At 71.3% G+C, this 14,821-nt stretch carries 13 protein-coding genes; 7 read left to right on the plus strand and 6 right to left on the minus strand.

The window, feature by feature from the left end:
- Nucleotides 1-297 (plus strand): integrase core domain-containing protein (locus tag ABZY31_RS30580; protein ID WP_356416844.1); only part of this gene is annotated, 297 nt, incomplete at its 5' end.
- 193 nt (nt 298-490) lie between these two features.
- Nucleotides 491-1,321, plus strand: a complete 831-nt coding sequence (locus ABZY31_RS30585; protein ID WP_356416846.1) for a ferritin-like domain-containing protein — start codon at nt 491-493, stop codon at nt 1,319-1,321.
- Here the strand turns inward: ABZY31_RS30585 and corA are convergent.
- Nucleotides 1,299-2,282 (minus strand): magnesium/cobalt transporter CorA, encoded by a 984-nt coding sequence (gene corA / locus ABZY31_RS30590; protein WP_356416847.1) that lies wholly within the window; start codon nt 2,280-2,282, stop codon nt 1,299-1,301. The genes ABZY31_RS30585 and corA overlap by 23 nt on opposite strands.
- Nucleotides 2,283-2,344: 62 nt before the next feature.
- On the opposite strand from corA, the gene ABZY31_RS30595 reads away from it, so the two are divergent.
- The 4 genes from ABZY31_RS30595 (at nt 2,345) to mshC (ending at nt 6,033) form a co-directional block, all read left to right on the plus strand.
- Nucleotides 2,345-3,079 carry a histidine phosphatase family protein gene (locus tag ABZY31_RS30595; protein ID WP_356416849.1) on the plus strand — a complete coding sequence of 245 codons (735 nt, stop codon included), beginning with the start codon at nt 2,345-2,347 and terminating at the stop codon, nt 3,077-3,079.
- 92 nt (nt 3,080-3,171) lie between these two features.
- Nucleotides 3,172-3,762: a DUF3090 domain-containing protein gene (locus ABZY31_RS30600; protein WP_351043915.1), complete on the plus strand. Its 591-nt coding sequence runs from the start codon at nt 3,172-3,174 to the stop codon at nt 3,760-3,762.
- 5 nt (nt 3,763-3,767) lie between these two features.
- Nucleotides 3,768-4,682, plus strand: a complete 915-nt coding sequence (locus tag ABZY31_RS30605; RefSeq protein WP_356416851.1) for an SCO1664 family protein — start codon at nt 3,768-3,770, stop codon at nt 4,680-4,682.
- A 121-nt stretch (nt 4,683-4,803) separates the two neighbouring features.
- Nucleotides 4,804-6,033, plus strand: coding sequence for a cysteine--1-D-myo-inosityl 2-amino-2-deoxy-alpha-D-glucopyranoside ligase (gene mshC, locus ABZY31_RS30610; RefSeq protein ID WP_356416853.1), 1,230 nt, complete (start codon nt 4,804-4,806; stop codon nt 6,031-6,033).
- Between the two features lie 391 nt (nt 6,034-6,424).
- Here mshC and ABZY31_RS30615 read toward each other — a convergent pair whose 3' ends face one another.
- From ABZY31_RS30615 to ABZY31_RS30635, 5 genes are all read right to left on the minus strand, one after another.
- On the minus strand, nt 6,425-7,441 hold the full coding sequence (locus ABZY31_RS30615; protein WP_356416855.1) for a PAC2 family protein: 1,017 nt from the start codon (nt 7,439-7,441) through the stop codon (nt 6,425-6,427).
- A gap of 145 nt (nt 7,442-7,586) precedes the next feature.
- Nucleotides 7,587-9,194, minus strand: coding sequence for a glycerol-3-phosphate dehydrogenase/oxidase (locus ABZY31_RS30620; RefSeq protein WP_356416857.1), 1,608 nt, complete (start codon nt 9,192-9,194; stop codon nt 7,587-7,589).
- Nucleotides 9,195-9,234: 40 nt separating this feature from the next.
- Entirely contained in the window at nt 9,235-10,761 is a 1,527-nt protein-coding gene (gene glpK / locus ABZY31_RS30625; protein ID WP_356416859.1) for a glycerol kinase GlpK, read from the minus strand.
- 77 nt (nt 10,762-10,838) lie between these two features.
- Complete coding sequence (locus ABZY31_RS30630) at nt 10,839-11,621, minus strand: MIP/aquaporin family protein (RefSeq protein WP_356416861.1); 783 nt, start codon at nt 11,619-11,621, stop codon at nt 10,839-10,841.
- A 317-nt stretch (nt 11,622-11,938) separates the two neighbouring features.
- Nucleotides 11,939-12,706 (minus strand): IclR family transcriptional regulator, encoded by a 768-nt coding sequence (locus tag ABZY31_RS30635; RefSeq protein ID WP_356416862.1) that lies wholly within the window; start codon nt 12,704-12,706, stop codon nt 11,939-11,941.
- Between the two features lie 250 nt (nt 12,707-12,956).
- Between ABZY31_RS30635 and ABZY31_RS30640 the strand changes: the two genes are divergently transcribed.
- Nucleotides 12,957-14,821, plus strand: a 1,865-nt coding sequence (locus tag ABZY31_RS30640) for a homocysteine S-methyltransferase family protein (protein ID WP_356416864.1), incomplete at its 3' end; no start/stop codon positions are given.

A 14,821-nucleotide genomic window follows, 5' to 3' on the forward strand; every position in this document is an offset into this window, starting at 1 on the left:
ACAGACAACGCCTGGGCCTACCGCAAGGGCCTGGCCTGGAAGGCCGTCCTGACCGACCTCGGCGCGAGCGGCAAACTCACCCGCGCCTACCGGCCACAGACCAACGGCAAAGTCGAACGCTTCAACCGCACCCTCCTCGAAGAGTGGGCCTACCTGCGGGCCTACACCTCAAACCAGGAGCGGACCGAAGCACTGGCAGACTTCCTCCACACCTACAACCATCACCGCTGCCACACCGCACTGGGCGGACACCCACCCATCAGCCGCGTAAACAACCCTGCGGGTCAATACACCTAGCTCCCGCGCGGGAAAGTCTGCGGCCGTGGTGGGGGCTCGGGGGGTCTTCCCCGCCACGGCCGGCACAGCGAACAACGCGCGGGGAGCCCCGCGGGTTACGCCCCCGCGGCTACCCCTTCGGACTACGTGCGGTTGCCCGGCCCCGGGATCGGGACTTGAGTGAAGTCCCGCTTCCCCGGAGGTGTTCCGCCCCATGCTCTCTGCCCGCAGCCTGTTCCGGGAGATCCTCGACCACGACGACTCCTTCCAGCTGTTCTGCTCCATCGCCGCCAGCGGGGAGTCCCAGGGCGGCTGGGAGAACGCGCGGATCGCGGCGCTGGTGCCCGACGGCATGCGCGCCCTCGCGCCCCGGATCGTCCGGCACGGCGCCGACGAGGACAAACACGGCCGGATCTTCCACGCCCTGCTGCGCCACCGGGGACTGCACGCCGTCACCGTCCCCGCCGACACCGACTACACGATGAAACTGGAACGGCTCGGCATCGGCCTCGCCCACGAGAAGCTGCGCCGCGAGGAACCGCTGACCGAGCGGGACATCGTCGTCTACCTCGCCCACAGCCGGGTCACCGAGCAGCGCGCCGCCGACCAGATGGCACTGCTCGTGCGGTACTTCGGGGACCACCCCGAGATCGGCAGGGCGGTGCGCATGATCAGCGCCGACGAGGACAACCACCTCGCCTACTGCCACGAGGAACTGCTGCGCCTCGCCGCCCGCGGCCACGGCCCCGCCATCCATCGGGTGCTGCGCCAGAGCGCGCTCGCCGAGATCGCGGTCTACCGCGACGTCAGCCTCGCCGTGATGGGCCACATGGGCCGGCTGCTGCGCTGGCCCGCCCCGAAGTCCGCGGCGCTCGCCGCCGGCATCCGCTCCGTGTACGCGTACGAGCGCTTCGCGGGCTGGCACCGCATGGTGCGCCTGCGCATGCCGGAGCGCCGCGACGCCCTCGGGGCCGCGGCCGGGCCCGGCGGCGCCGGGCGGGCCCACTCGGGGGTGGGGGTGGCTACAGCCAGCCCCGCCGTTTGAACAACCGGTGCAGGCCCACGCACAGCACCACCATCAGCACCACCACGCCCGGATAGCCCCAGGTGTGCTTCAGCTCCGGCATGTGCTCGAAGTTCATCCCGTAGATCCCCGCGACCATCGTGGGCACGGCCGCCATCGCCGCCCACGCCGAGATCTTGCGCATGTCGTCGTTCTGCCGCACCCCCATCTGCGCCAGGTGCGCGGCCAGGGCGTCCGACAGCAGCCGGTCCAGGCCCTCGATGTACTCGTTCGCCTTGGTCAGGTGGTCGGAGACGTCGCGGAAGAACGGCCGCGAGTGCTCGTGCACGAACGGCAGGTTCCCCGAGGCCAGCCGGTCCATCGGCTGGAGCAGCGGGCTGGTCGCCCGGCGGAACTCCAGCACCTGCCGCTTGAAGTTGTAGATCCGCGCCGCGGTGTTCTTCGACTCCGAGGGGTTCGGCGCGAACACCTCCGCCTCCAGCTCCTCCAGGTCCGCCTGGAGCTCCGCCGCCACGTCGATGTAGTGGTCCACCACCGCGTCGGCCACCGCGTACAGCACCGCCGTGGGCCCGTGCTTGAGCACGTCCGGCTCCCGCTCCAGCCGGTGCCGCACGGCGGTCAGCGCGGCGCCCTCGCCGTGCCGCACCGTCACCACGAACGAGTCCCCGATGAAGACCATCAGCTCGCCCGTGCTCACCGTGTCCGTCGCGTCGTCGTACAGCACCGGCTTGAGGACCACGAACAGCGAATCGTCGTACACCTCCAGCTTCGGCCGCTGGTGCGCCGTGAGGGCGTCCTCCACGGCCAGCGCGTGCAGCCCGAACTCGTGGCTGACGTGCTCGAACTCCTTCGCCGACGGCTCGTGCATGCCGACCCACAGGAAGGCGTCACCGGCGGCCCGGGCCTCGGCCAGGGCGTCCGAGAAGTCTTCGGGTCCATCGGTACGGCGGCCGTCCCGGTAAATCGCGCAGTCCACAATCACCCCGGCATTGTTTCCCGACCCGGCCCCGGCCGCACACCACCGCCGGCGCATACCCTGTCCGCATGGCCACGCTGATCCTCGTACGACACGGGCGGTCCACCGCCAACACCGCAGGGCTGCTCGCCGGATGGACCCCCGGCGTCGAGCTGGACGAGCGCGGCGCCGAACAGGCCGCCGCGCTGCCCGGCCGTCTCGCCGACCTGCCGCTCGCCGCCGCCGTCACCAGCCCGCTGGAGCGCTGCCGCCAGACCCTGGCGCCGCTGCTCGCCGCCCGGCCCGAGCTGGCGCTGCACCCGGACGAGCGGATCGGCGAGTGCCACTACGGCGACTGGTCCGGCCGCAAACTCTCCGAACTCACCGACGAACCCCTGATGCGGATCGTCCAGCAGCACCCCTCGGCCGCCGCGTTCCCCGGCGGCGAGTCCATGCGCGCCATGCAGGCCCGCGCCGTGGAAGCCGTCCGCGACTGGAACGCGCGCATCGACGAGGAGCACGGCCCCGACGCCGCCTACCTGATGTGCTCGCACGGCGACATCATCAAGTCGCTGGTCGCCGACGCCCTCGGGATGCACCTCGACCTCTTCCAGCGCATCCACGTCGACCCCTGTTCGATCACGGCGATCCGCTACACGCCCACCCGCCCCTTCCTGCTCCGGCTGGGCGACACCGGCGACCTCGCGGGCCTCGCCGCCCGGCCCGCGCCCGACGCGGCCGCCGAGCCGGCGGAGCCGGGCGCGGACAAAGGAGCCGAAGACGGCGGGAACGCCGTCGTGGGAGGCGGTGCGGGCGCTGTGTGATCGAACGGCGCAGTAGGGTGGACTGGCCTTCATCCATCAGCACAGCCCCCCGTGCGCAGGCCGCGTCCTGCCGCAGAGACTGGAGACTGGACGTGCCCCGTCAGGTGTTCCTCTACGACCCGCCGGACCGCTTCGTGGCCGGTACGGTCGGCCTGCCCGGACGCCGCACCTTCTTCCTCCAGGCTTCCACCGGCCCCCGCGTGACCAGCGTGTCCCTGGAGAAGACCCAGGTCGCGGCGCTCGCGGAACGGATGGACGAACTGCTGGACGAAGTCGTACGGCGCACCGGCGGCAACGCTCCGGTCCCCGCCGTGGCGCCCGCCGAGGCGGCCGACACCGCCCCGCTCGACGTCCCCGTCGAGGAGGAGTTCCGCGTCGGCACCATGGCCCTGGCCTGGGACGGCGAGGAACAGCGCATGATCGTCGAGGCGCAGGCGCTGGTGGAACTCGACGCGGACTCGGACGAGGACCTCGCCGAGGCCGAGGAGCGGCTGCTCCAGGACGAGGAGAACGGCCCGCCGATGCTGCGCGTGCGGCTCTCCGGGGCGCAGGCCCGCGCCTTCGCCAAGCGGGCCCTGGACGTCGTCAACGCGGGCCGCCCGCCGTGCCCGCTGTGCAGCCTCCCGCTGGACCCGGAGGGGCACGTCTGTCCGCGCCAGAACGGCTACCGGCGCGGAGCGTGAGCGCGATGGGGGAGGACCACGGCGTGCGGAGCCGGACGCGGGACGAGCGGACGGATGACCTGGGGACGGGGGCCCTGCTGGAGGTGCTCGCCCGGGGGGAACTGACCGTCCAGGGCCGGATCAGGGAGGCGTCCAACGCCGTCCTGCTGTGCACCGCCACGCACGAGGGCGTGAGCGTGGACTGCGTCTACAAGCCCGTCAAGGGCGAGCGGCCGCTGTGGGACTTCCCCGACGGCAACCTCGCCCGGCGCGAACGCGCCGCCTTCCTGGTCTCCGAAGCCACCGGCTGGGGCCTGATCCCGGCGACCGTGCTGCGCGACGGGCCCTACGGCGAGGGCATGGTCCAGCACTGGATCGAGACGGCTGAGGCCGAAGAACCCGACGACTCCGACGGGCCGGGCGACTCCGACGGGTCCGGCGAGGGCGGTGACCCCGGTGGCCGGCTGCTCGCCCTGGTCGAAGGGGAGGAGGCGGGGCAGGGCTGGAAACCCGTCGCCCTCGCCGAGGTCGGCGAAGGCCGCACAGCGCTCCTCGTCCACGCCGACGACCCCCGGCTGCGCCGTCTCGCCGTCCTCGACGCCGTGATCAACAACGGCGACCGCAAGGGCGGCCACCTGCTGGCCGCCCCCGACGGCCGGCTCTACGGCATCGACCACGGCGTGAGTTTCCACACCGAGGACAAGCTGCGCACCCTGCTCTGGGGCTGGGCCGGGGAGTCGCTGACCGACGAGGCGCGCGCCGTCCTCGCCTCGCTGACCCTCCTGCTGGCCGACGGAGCGCCGCTCGCCACCCGGCTGGCCGAACTGATCACACCGGTCGAGCTGGACGCCGTACGGGGCCGCGTGGCGGACCTGCTGCGCACCGGGGAGCACCCCCGGCCCTCCGGGGACTGGCCCTCGATCCCCTGGCCGCCCGTCTGACACCCGGCCCCGGCCGCGTACGTCCGTACGCACACCGGGGGCCGGACCGCAAGGGTGTCGATCACGCCGAGAGCGCAGGTCCGGTTCGTTTGAGGAACACCCGTCCGGTTAGGCTCACGACATGCATGCCTGGCCCGCTTCTGAGGTCCCCGCCCTGCCTGGCAAGGGCCGCGACCTCCAGATCCACGACACTTCGACTCAGGGGAAGGTCACCCTTTCCCCCGGTCCCGTCGCCCGCATCTACGTCTGCGGCATCACCCCGTACGACGCGACCCACATGGGTCACGCGGCGACCTACAACGCGTTCGACCTCGTGCAGCGCGTGTGGCTCGACACCCAGCGGCAGGTGCACTACGTCCAGAACGTGACCGACGTGGACGATCCGCTCCTGGAGCGGGCCCTGCGCGACGGCCACGACTGGACCGAACTCGCCGAGCGCGAGACCGCCCTGTTCCGCGAGGACATGACCGCCCTGCGGATGCTCCCCCCGCAGCACTACATCGGCGCCGTCGAGGCCATACCCGGGATCGTGCCGCTCGTGGAGCGGCTCCGCGACGCGGGCGCCGCCTACGAACTCGACGGTGACACCTACTTCTCGGTCGGCTCCGACCCGAACTTCGGCTCGGTCTCCCACCTCGACGCCGAGGCGATGCGGCTGCTGTCCGCCGAGCGCGGCGGCGACCCGGAGCGGCCGGGCAAGAAGAACCCGCTCGACCCGATGCTGTGGATGGCCGCCCGCCCCGGCGAACCGAGCTGGGACGGCGGCTCGCTGGGCCGCGGCCGGCCCGGCTGGCACATCGAGTGCGTCGCCATCGCCCTGGACCACCTGGGCATGGGCTTCGACATCCAGGGCGGCGGGTCCGACCTCGCCTTCCCGCACCACGAGATGGGCGCCTCGCACGCGCAGGCCCTGACGGGCGAGTTCCCGATGGCCAAGGCCTATGTGCACGCGGGCATGGTCGGGCTGGGCGGCCAGAAGATGTCCAAGTCCAAGGGCAACCTGGTCTTCGTCTCCGCGCTGCGGCGGGCCGGGGTCGATCCGGCGGCGATCCGCCTGGCCCTGCTGTCGCACCACTACCGGGCCGACTGGGAGTGGACCGACGCGGTCCTCGCCGACGCGGTGGCCCGGCTGGAGCGGTGGCGTGCCGCCGTGTCCCGGCCGGACGGGCTGGCCGCCGACGCGCTGGTGGAGGAGGTCCGCGAGGCGCTCGCGGACGACCTCGACGCGCCGCGGGCGCTGGCGGCCGTGGACCGCTGGGTGGACGCGCAGATCGCCTCCGGCGGGTCCGACGAGGCCGCGCCCGGGCTCGTCTCCCGCACCGTGGACGCCCTCCTGGGCGTAGCCCTCTGACCCCGCCCCACCGACACCCCCGCAGCCCCCCGCCCTACCCGGGCGGGGGGCTGCGCGCATGGGTCCCCCGGCTCCCGGGCTGCTCGGCCACATAGCCCCCGTATGCCCTCCGGGGGCGCCTCAAACGCCCGCGGGGCTGGGTGTTCGGGCCTGCCGTGCCGGGCGCGGGCCGTCCGCCCTCCGGGGACGCCTCAAACGCCGGCGGGGCTGGGTTTCGGCTGGGCGGCCCATATGCCTTGCGGGCGCCGCCAAGGGTATTCCCGGCCGGTGCGGGCCCGTCCGCCCTCCGGGGGCGCCTCAAACGCCGGCGGGGCTGGATCGGACGCGCCCGGCACATCCCAGCCCGCCCGGCGTTTGAGGGCACACGTACAGCCCGCCCGGCGATTGAGGGCTACGGTTCCGGGGTGTCCGGGGCGTCGTCCGGGGGAGGGGGCGGCGGGGGGTCGGACGGGTCCTCGCCGGAGGCGTCCGGTTTGCGGCGCGGCCCCCGCGGCCGCCCGCCCGACGGGTCGCGGAGGTACGAGCCGTCCCCCGGACCCGCGTCACCCGCCACGCCCGGCCCGGGACCACCGTCCCGCCGCCGCAGGTACCGCTCGAACTCCCGGGCGATGGCCTCCCCGGAGGCCTCCGGGAGGTCCGCCGTGTCCCGCGCCTCCTCCAGCGTCTGGACGTACTCCGCCACCTCGCTGTCCTCGGCGGCCAGTTGGTCCACCCCCACCTGCCACGCCCGCGCGTCCTCCGGGAGTTCACCCAGCGGGATGCGGATGTCGATCAGGTCCTCCAGCCGGTTCAGCAGGGCCAGCGTCGCCTTCGGGTTCGGCGGCTGCGACACGTAGTGCGGCACCGCCGCCCACAGCGAGACGGCCGGCACGCCCGCGTGCGTGCACGCCTCCTGAAGGATGCCCACGATGCCGGTGGGGCCCTCGTACCGGGTCTCCTCCAGGTCCATCGTCCGCGCCAGGTCGGGATCGGACGTCACCCCGCTCACCGGCACCGGCCGGGTGTGCGGGGTGTCCCCGAGCAGCGCGCCCAGGATGACCACCATCTCGACGCCCAGTTCATGGGCGAAACCGAGGAGCTCGTTGCAGAACGACCGCCACCTCATGGACGGTTCGATGCCCCGGACCAGGACCAGGTCGCGCGGCTTGGCGCCGCCCACCCGGACCACGGACAGCCGGGTGGTCGGCCAGGTGACCTTCCGGACCCCGTTGTCCAGCCACACCGTCGGACGGTTGACCTGGAAGTCGTAGTAGTCCTCGGCGTCGAGCGCCGCGAACACCTCGCCCTTCCACTCCCGGTCCAGGTGCGTGACCGCACCGGAGGCGGCGTCACCCGCGTCGTTCCAGCCCTCGAACGCGGCCACCATGACCGGGTCGATCAGCTCGGGCACGCCCTCAAGCTCGATCACCCAGGTCTCCTTCCGAAGTTCCCCTTGTGTACGGGGGCCAGCCTAAGCCTTGCCGGTGCGCCTTCCACAGCCCACGGAAAAGGGGTGGTCCCCGGGACCACCCCTCTTCCCCACCTGCGCCGGAGCTATGCCCCGGGCGTGCCCGCTATGCCTTGCGGCTCAGCATCTCCTCGACGCGAGCGCGCACCTCGGCGGTGTCGAGACCGCGCACGGTGACCGTCGTACGGCGGCGCAGGACGTCGTCGGCCGTCTCCGCCCACTCGTGGTCGCGGGCGTAGGCGACCTGCGCCCAGATCTCCGGGCCGTCCTCGTGGATCCGCTCGGCGAGTGCCGGGTCCTCGTTGGCGAGGCGGGCGATGTCGAAGGCCAGCGAGCCGTAGTGCGAGGCCAGGTGACGCGCGGTCAGCGGGTCCATCCGCGAGCCCGGGTCACGGTCGATCAGCAGCCGGTGCGCCACCGCGTTGGGGTTGGCGACACCGGGCAGCGGCACCCGGCGGACCAGCGACTTCACCGGCTCCATGTCGTCGGTGAGCGGGCTGCCCGGCAGCTTGGCCAGCTTGTCCATGACGACGCGGCCGATGTGCCGGTACGTCGTCCACTTGCCGCCGGCCACCGACAGCATGCCCGCGCGGCCCTCGGAGACCACCGTCTCGCGCTTGGCCTTCTCGACCCCGCCGGGGCCGCCGGGCAGCACCCGCAGGCCCGCGAAGGCGTACGTCATCAGGGAGCGGTCGAGGTCGGCGTCCTTCACGGAGAAGGCCGCCTCGTCGAGGATCTGCTCGATGTCGGACTCGGTGGCGCGCACGTCCGCCGGGTCGCCCTCGTAGACCTCGTCGGTCGTCCCGAGGAGCAGCTGGTCCTCCCAGGGGAGGGCGAAGGTGATGCGGTACTTGTCGATCGGGGTGGCCATGGCGGCCTTCCACGGCGACTTCCGCTTCATCACGATGTGCGCGCCCTTGGAGAGGCGGATCGACGGCATCGAGTGCTTGTCTTCCATGCGCCGCAGGTGGTCCACCCACGGGCCGGTGGCGTTGAGCACGACGCGCGCGTCGACCCCGAACTCGGTGCCGTCGAGACGGTCCTTGAGTTCGGCGCCGGAGACCCGGCCCTGCGTCATGCGCAGGCCGGTGACCTCGGCGTGGTTGAGGACGACCGCGCCCGATTCGACGGCCGCGCGGACCGTCATGACGGCGACCCGCGAGTCGTTCATCTGGTGGTCGTAGTAGACCGCGACGGCCTTCAGGTTGTCCGTCTTCAGGCCCGGGTTGTCGGCGACGGCGCGGGCCGGCGATATGACCTTGCCCATGCCGTCACCGAAACCGGACAGCGCCGAGTACGCGAAGACGCCCGCCCCGAGCTTCGCGGCGCCGACCGGGCCGCCCTTGTACACGGGGAGGTAGAAGGTCAGCGGGTTGACCAGGTGCGGGGCCACGTCCTTGGCCAGCACCCGGCGCTCGTGGTGGTTCTCCGCGACCAGCTTGACCGCGCCGGTCTGCAGGTAGCGCAGGCCCCCGTGGACGAGCTTGGAGGAGGCCGAGGAGGTGGCGCCGGCGAAGTCGCCGGCGTCCACCATGGCGACCCGCAGACCCGACTGCGCGGCGTGCCAGGCCACGGAGGTGCCCAGGATTCCACCGCCGATGACGAGCAGGTCGTACGTGGCCTTGGCCAGCTGCTCGCGGGTCTCGGCTCGGCTCGCGTTCGAACCGGCGGTCGGGTGCGATCCCAGTGAGGGAACGCTCTGCAGGCTGCTCATATCTCTCTTAGCTCCTCGTCGATTGACTCAGCTGGTGCGGTCAGCTGGCGTCTTCGTCGTCGACCCAGCCCATGGAACGCTCCACGGCCTTGAGCCAGCTCTTGTACTCGCGGTCCCGCTGTTCGGCGGGCATGCGCGGGGTCCACTCCGCCGCGCGGCGCCAGTTGGCGCGCAGGGCGTCGGTGTCGGGCCAGAAGCCGACGGCCAGGCCGGCGGCGTAGGCGGCGCCGAGGCAGGTGGTCTCGGCGACCATCGGGCGCACCACGGGGGCGTCCACGAAGTCGGAGAGGGTCTGCATCAGCAGGTTGTTGGAGGTCATGCCGCCGTCGACCTTGAGGGCGGCCAGCTCGACGCCGGAGTCCTTGGTCATGGCGTCGGTGATCTCGCGGGTCTGCCAGGCGGTGGCCTCCAGGACGGCACGGGCGATGTGCGCCTTGGTGACGTACCGGGTCAGGCCGGCGATCACACCGCGGGCGTCGGAGCGCCAGTACGGGGCGAACAGGCCGGAGAAGGCGGGCACGAAGTACGCGCCGCCGTTGTCCTCGACCGAGGACGCCAGGGTCTCGATCTCGGCCGCGGTCTTGATCATGCCCATCTGGTCGCGCATCCACTGGACGAGCGAGCCGGTGACGGCGATGGAGCCCTCCAGCGCGTAGACCGGCTGCTGGTCGCCGATCTGGTAGCCGACCGTGGTCAGTAGGCCGCTGTAGGAGTTGATGATCTTGTCGCCGGTGTTCATGAGCATGAACGTGCCGGTGCCGTACGTCGACTTCGCCTCGCCCTCGGCGAAACACGTCTGGCCGAACAGGGCGGCCTGCTGGTCCCCGAGCGCCGAGGCGACCGGGACACCGGCGAGGACGCCGTCCTTGACGTGGCCGTAGACCTCGGCGGAGGACTTGATCTCCGGGAGGACGTTCATCGGGACGCCCATGGACTCGGCGATCTTCTCGTCCCAGGCCAGGGTGTGCAGGTTCATCAGCATGGTGCGCGAGGCGTTGGTGACGTCGGTGACGTGCACACCGCCCTGCGCGCCGCCGGTGAGGTTCCAGATGACCCAGGAGTCCATGGTGCCGAAGAGGATGTCCCCGGCCTCGGCGCGCTCGCGCAGGCCCTCGACGTTGTCGAGCAGCCAGCGGACCTTGGGGCCGGCGAAGTAGCTCGCCAGCGGCAGGCCGGTCTCGCGGCGGAAGCGGTCCTGGCCGACGTTGCGGCCGAGCTCCTTGCAGAGGGAGTCGGTGCGGGTGTCCTGCCAGACCAGCGCGTTGTGCACCGGCTCGCCGGTGTGCCGGTCCCACAGCAGGGTGGTCTCGCGCTGGTTGGTGATGCCGACGGCCTTGACGTCGGCGGCCGTGATCTCGGCCTTGGCGATGGCCCCGGCGACGACCTCCTGGACGTTGGTCCAGATCTCGGCGGCGTCGTGCTCGACCCAGCCCGGCTTCGGGAAGATCTGCTCGTGCTCCTTCTGGTCGACGGCGACGATGCGCCCGTCGCGGTCGAAGACGATGCAGCGGGAGGACGTGGTGCCCTGGTCGATCGCGGCGATGAAGGGGCCGGTGCTGCTGGTCATGGTGGCTGCTCCTGGCAGGTCTGTGAGTAGGCGGAATCAGGGGGCGGTGCGGATCTTGCGAAACGAGCCGGTGCTGATCAGGCGAACGCGAGGTTGTACAGACCGCCGGCGAGTGCGGCACCGGCGAGCGGTCCGACCACCGGGATCCAGGAGTACCCCCAGTCCGAGCCGCCCTTGTTGGGCAGCGGAAGCAGGGCGTGCACGATGCGCGGACCGAGGTCGCGCACCGGGTTGATGGCGTAGCCGGTCGGCCCGCCGAGCGAGAGGCCGATGCCGACGACCACGAAGGACGTGATCAGGACGCCTATGACTCCGAGGCCCTTGCCGTCGTCCTGGAGGCCCTGGGTCAGGATGGCCAGGACCAGGACGGCGGTGCCGATGATCTCGGTGATGAGGTTCTGGACGACGTTGCGGATCTCGGGGCCGGTGGAGAAGACGCCGAGGACCGGGCCGGCCTGGTCGTGGGGGTGCGGGTCCTCGGGGCCGAGCTTCGCGTCGCGTATGTGCTCCGGGTCGGAGAGGTGCGCGCGGAACTGGCCGTAGTAGGTGGCCCACATCAGGACGGCGCCGAGCATCGCGCCGAGCAGCTGGCCGGCGAAGTACACCGGTACGTCGTTCCACTCGCCGCTCTTGACCGCGAGGCCGACGGTGACCGCCGGGTTCAGGTGGGCGCCCGAGAGCGGGGCGGACACGTAGGCGGCTATCAGGACCGCGAAGCCCCAGCCGAACGTGATCGCCAGCCAGCCCGCGTTGCGGGCCTTGGAGCTCTTGAGCGTCACCGCGGCGCAGACGCCGCCGCCGAGCAGGGTGAGCAGGGCGGTACCGATGGTCTCGCCCATGAAGATGTCGGAGCTGGACACCCGCGACTCCTTTGTCAAACGTCCAGGGGGTGGGTGGAACACCGGGTCCCTCCGGTGGTCCCACGCACTCGGTGAGTGCTGCACCGGTCCTTGGCCTCGCCCTACCCTAACGCGTATTGCCGTTAGGTGTTCGACAATGCCGACCGGTGAACGGCAGTTTTCCGCCCGGGTGGAGAACCAGTCAAGGCCTGGCCAGGCCAAAGTGCCGGATCGTTACCACTAGGTACGATCGCCCAAATCCAGCCACTCCATGGTCATAAACGCGCCGAAATGGGCATGGAACAGCCGCGGAGTGGCCCCTGGCCGGAAAGAGAAGGTCAGAACCGGCCCGCGCCGAGGTCGCGCGACACCGCGCGCGCACAGTCCCGTACGGCCGCCACCAGCGCCGGACGCGGCTCACCGGCCTCGCCGCAGACCCGCTCCACGGCCCCCGACACCGCCACCGCGCCCACCGGCATCCGGCGCCGGTCGTGGATCGGCGCCGCCACCGAGGCCAGCCCTTCCCAGGTCTCCTCGACGTCGGAACCCCAGCCGCGCGCCCGGATCAGGTCCAGCACCTCTTCGAAACCCGCCGCCTCCGTGACCGTGCGCGGCGTGAACGACTCGCGCTCGGCCTCCATCACCTGGCTGTGCGCCACCGGGTCGAACGCGGAGATGACCTTGCCGAGGGCCGTGGAGTGCAGCGGCTGCATGGCCCCCACCTCCAGCACCTGGCGGCTGTCGTCGGGGCGGAAGACGTGGTGCATGATCAGCACCCCGCTCTTGTGCAGCACGCCCACGTACACGCTCTCGCCGCTCGCCCGGGCCAGGTCGTCCGTCCACACCAGCGCACGGGCGCGCAGCTCGTGCACGTCCAGATAGCTGTTGCCCAGGCGCAGCAGCTCCGCGCCCAGCTGGTAGCGGCCCGAGGCGGGGTCCTGCTCCACGAAGCCCTCGGCCTGCAGCGTGCGCAGGATGCCGTGGGCCGTGCCCTTGGCCAGCCCCAGCGAGGAGGCCACGTCCGACAGACCGAGGCGGCGCTCACCGCCCGCCAGGAGTCGCAGCATCGCAGCGGCTCGCTCGAGCGACTGGATGTTCCGTGCCATCGGGCTGCCTCCTGCTGACGTGGTTCGACAATGCTGAACAGTATCGGTCGATGCCGACTCTTCGCATGTGGGGAAACTGTTCGAGCCACAGCGAACCGGCCAGAGACGCCAGACCCCCGCGCACAGAATGCAGTCCGCCACGTGGGACACCCTCACCGGGGCCGGTATCGCGCGGTTACCCTGACCGCGTGCACCCTTGACACAGCGGGGGTGCAAAGCCGACAGCCGTCGCATCCCAGGGAGCTCAACCATGGCCTCGTTGCCGAACCCGCCCGCAGACACCCAGACCCGGGCCGACGCCCTCCGGCAGGCGCTGGCCGCCCGTGTGGTGGTCGCCGACGGTGCCATGGGGACGATGCTCCAGGCGCAGGATCCGACCATGGAGGACTTCCAGGACCTGGAAGGCTGCAACGAGGTCCTGAACGTGACGCGCCCGGACATCGTGCGTTCGGTGCACGAGGCGTACTTCTCTGTGGGTGTGGACTGCGTCGAGACCAACACCTTCGGCGCCAACCTGTCAGCCCTGGTCGAGTACGACATCCCCGGCCGCAATTTCGAGCTGTCGGAGTCGGGTGCCCGCATCGCCCGCGAGGTCGCCGACGAGTTCACCGCCTCGACCGGTCAGCAGCGCTGGGTCCTCGGCTCGATGGGCCCCGGCACCAAGCTCCCCACCCTCGGCCACATCCGCTACGAGGCGATCCGCGACGCCTACCAGATCAACGCGGAGGGGCTGCTGACGGGCGGCGCGGACGCGCTGCTGGTGGAGACGACGCAGGACCTGCTCCAGACGAAGGCATCGGTCATCGGTGCGCGGCGGGCGATGGACGCGCTGGGCGTGTCCGTTCCGCTGATCTGCTCGGTGACGGTGGAGACGACCGGCACGATGCTGCTGGGCTCGGAGATCGGTGCGGCGCTGACCGCGCTGGAGCCCCTGGGTATCGACATGATCGGGCTGAACTGTGCGACGGGCCCGGCGGAGATGAGCGAACACCTGCGCTACCTCGCCCGCAACGCCCGTATCCCGATCTCCTGCATGCCCAACGCCGGCCTGCCCGTCCTGACCAAGGACGGCGCCCACTACCCCCTGTCCCCCGAAGAACTCGCGGACGCGCAGGAGTCGTTCGTCCGCGAGTACGGTCTGTCGCTCGTGGGCGGCTGCTGCGGTACCACCCCCGAGCACCTGCGCCAGGTCGTCGAGCGGGTCCGCGGGCTGGCCCCGGCGGCCCGCGATCCCCGCCCCGAACCCGGCGCTTCCTCGCTCTACCAGACGGTGGCGTTCCGGCAGGATCTGGCGTTCATGGCGATCGGTGAGCGGACGAACGCGAACGGGTCGAAGAAGTTCCGGGACGCGATGCTGGAGGCGCGCTGGGACGACTGTGTGGAGATGGTCCGGGACCAGATCCGTGAGGGCGCGCACATGCTGGATCTGTGTGTGGACTATGTCGGCCGTGATGGTGTGGCGGACATGGACGAGCTGGCGGGGCGGTTCGCGACGGCGTCGACGCTGCCGGTGGTGCTGGACTCGACCGAGGTTCCGGTGATCAAGGCGGGTCTGGAGCGTCTGGGCGGGCGTGCGGTGATCAACTCGGTGAACTATGAGGACGGTGACGGGCCGGATTCGCGGTTCGCGCAGGTCACCCGGCTGGCGCAGGAGCACGGTGCGGCGCTGATCGCGTTGACGATCGATGAGCAGGGTCAGGCGCGGACGGTCGAGCACAAGGTGGCGATCGCGCAGCGGCTGATCGCGGATCTGACGGGGAACTGGGGGATCCGGGAGTCGGACATCCTGATCGACACCCTGACCTTCACGATCTGCACGGGCCAGGAGGAATCCCGCGGGGACGGGATCGCGACGATCGAGGCGATCCGCGAGCTCAAGCGCCGCCACCCCGAGGTGCAGACCACCCTGGGCCTGTCGAACATCTCGTTCGGGCTGAACCCTGCGGCGCGGGTCCTGCTGAACTCGGTCTTCCTGGACGAGTGCGTGAAGGCGGGTCTGGATTCGGCGATCGTGCACGCTTCGAAGATCCTGCCGATCGCGCGGTTCGACGAGGAGCAGGTCACCACCGCGCTGGATCTGATCTATGACCGGCGGGCGGAGGGGTATGACCCGCT

This window comes from Streptomyces sp. NPDC006529 (assembly GCF_040611795.1).
Classification (GTDB): domain Bacteria; phylum Actinomycetota; class Actinomycetes; order Streptomycetales; family Streptomycetaceae; genus Streptomyces.

Excerpts from the sequence above, each read along its gene's own strand:
- ABZY31_RS30585 (WP_356416846.1), top strand. The coding sequence starts at position 491 with ATGCTCTCTGCCCGCAGCCTGTTCCGGGAGATCCTCGACCACGACGAC.
- ABZY31_RS30620 (WP_356416857.1), bottom strand. The coding sequence starts at position 9,194 with ATGAGCAGCCTGCAGAGCGTTCCCTCACTGGGATCGCACCCGACCGCC.
- ABZY31_RS30605 (WP_356416851.1), top strand. The coding sequence starts at position 3,768 with ATGGGGGAGGACCACGGCGTGCGGAGCCGGACGCGGGACGAGCGGACG.
- mshC (WP_356416853.1), top strand. The coding sequence starts at position 4,804 with ATGCATGCCTGGCCCGCTTCTGAGGTCCCCGCCCTGCCTGGCAAGGGC.
- ABZY31_RS30635 (WP_356416862.1), bottom strand. The coding sequence starts at position 12,706 with ATGGCACGGAACATCCAGTCGCTCGAGCGAGCCGCTGCGATGCTGCGA.
- glpK (WP_356416859.1), bottom strand. The coding sequence starts at position 10,761 with ATGACCAGCAGCACCGGCCCCTTCATCGCCGCGATCGACCAGGGCACC.
- ABZY31_RS30595 (WP_356416849.1), top strand. The coding sequence starts at position 2,345 with ATGGCCACGCTGATCCTCGTACGACACGGGCGGTCCACCGCCAACACC.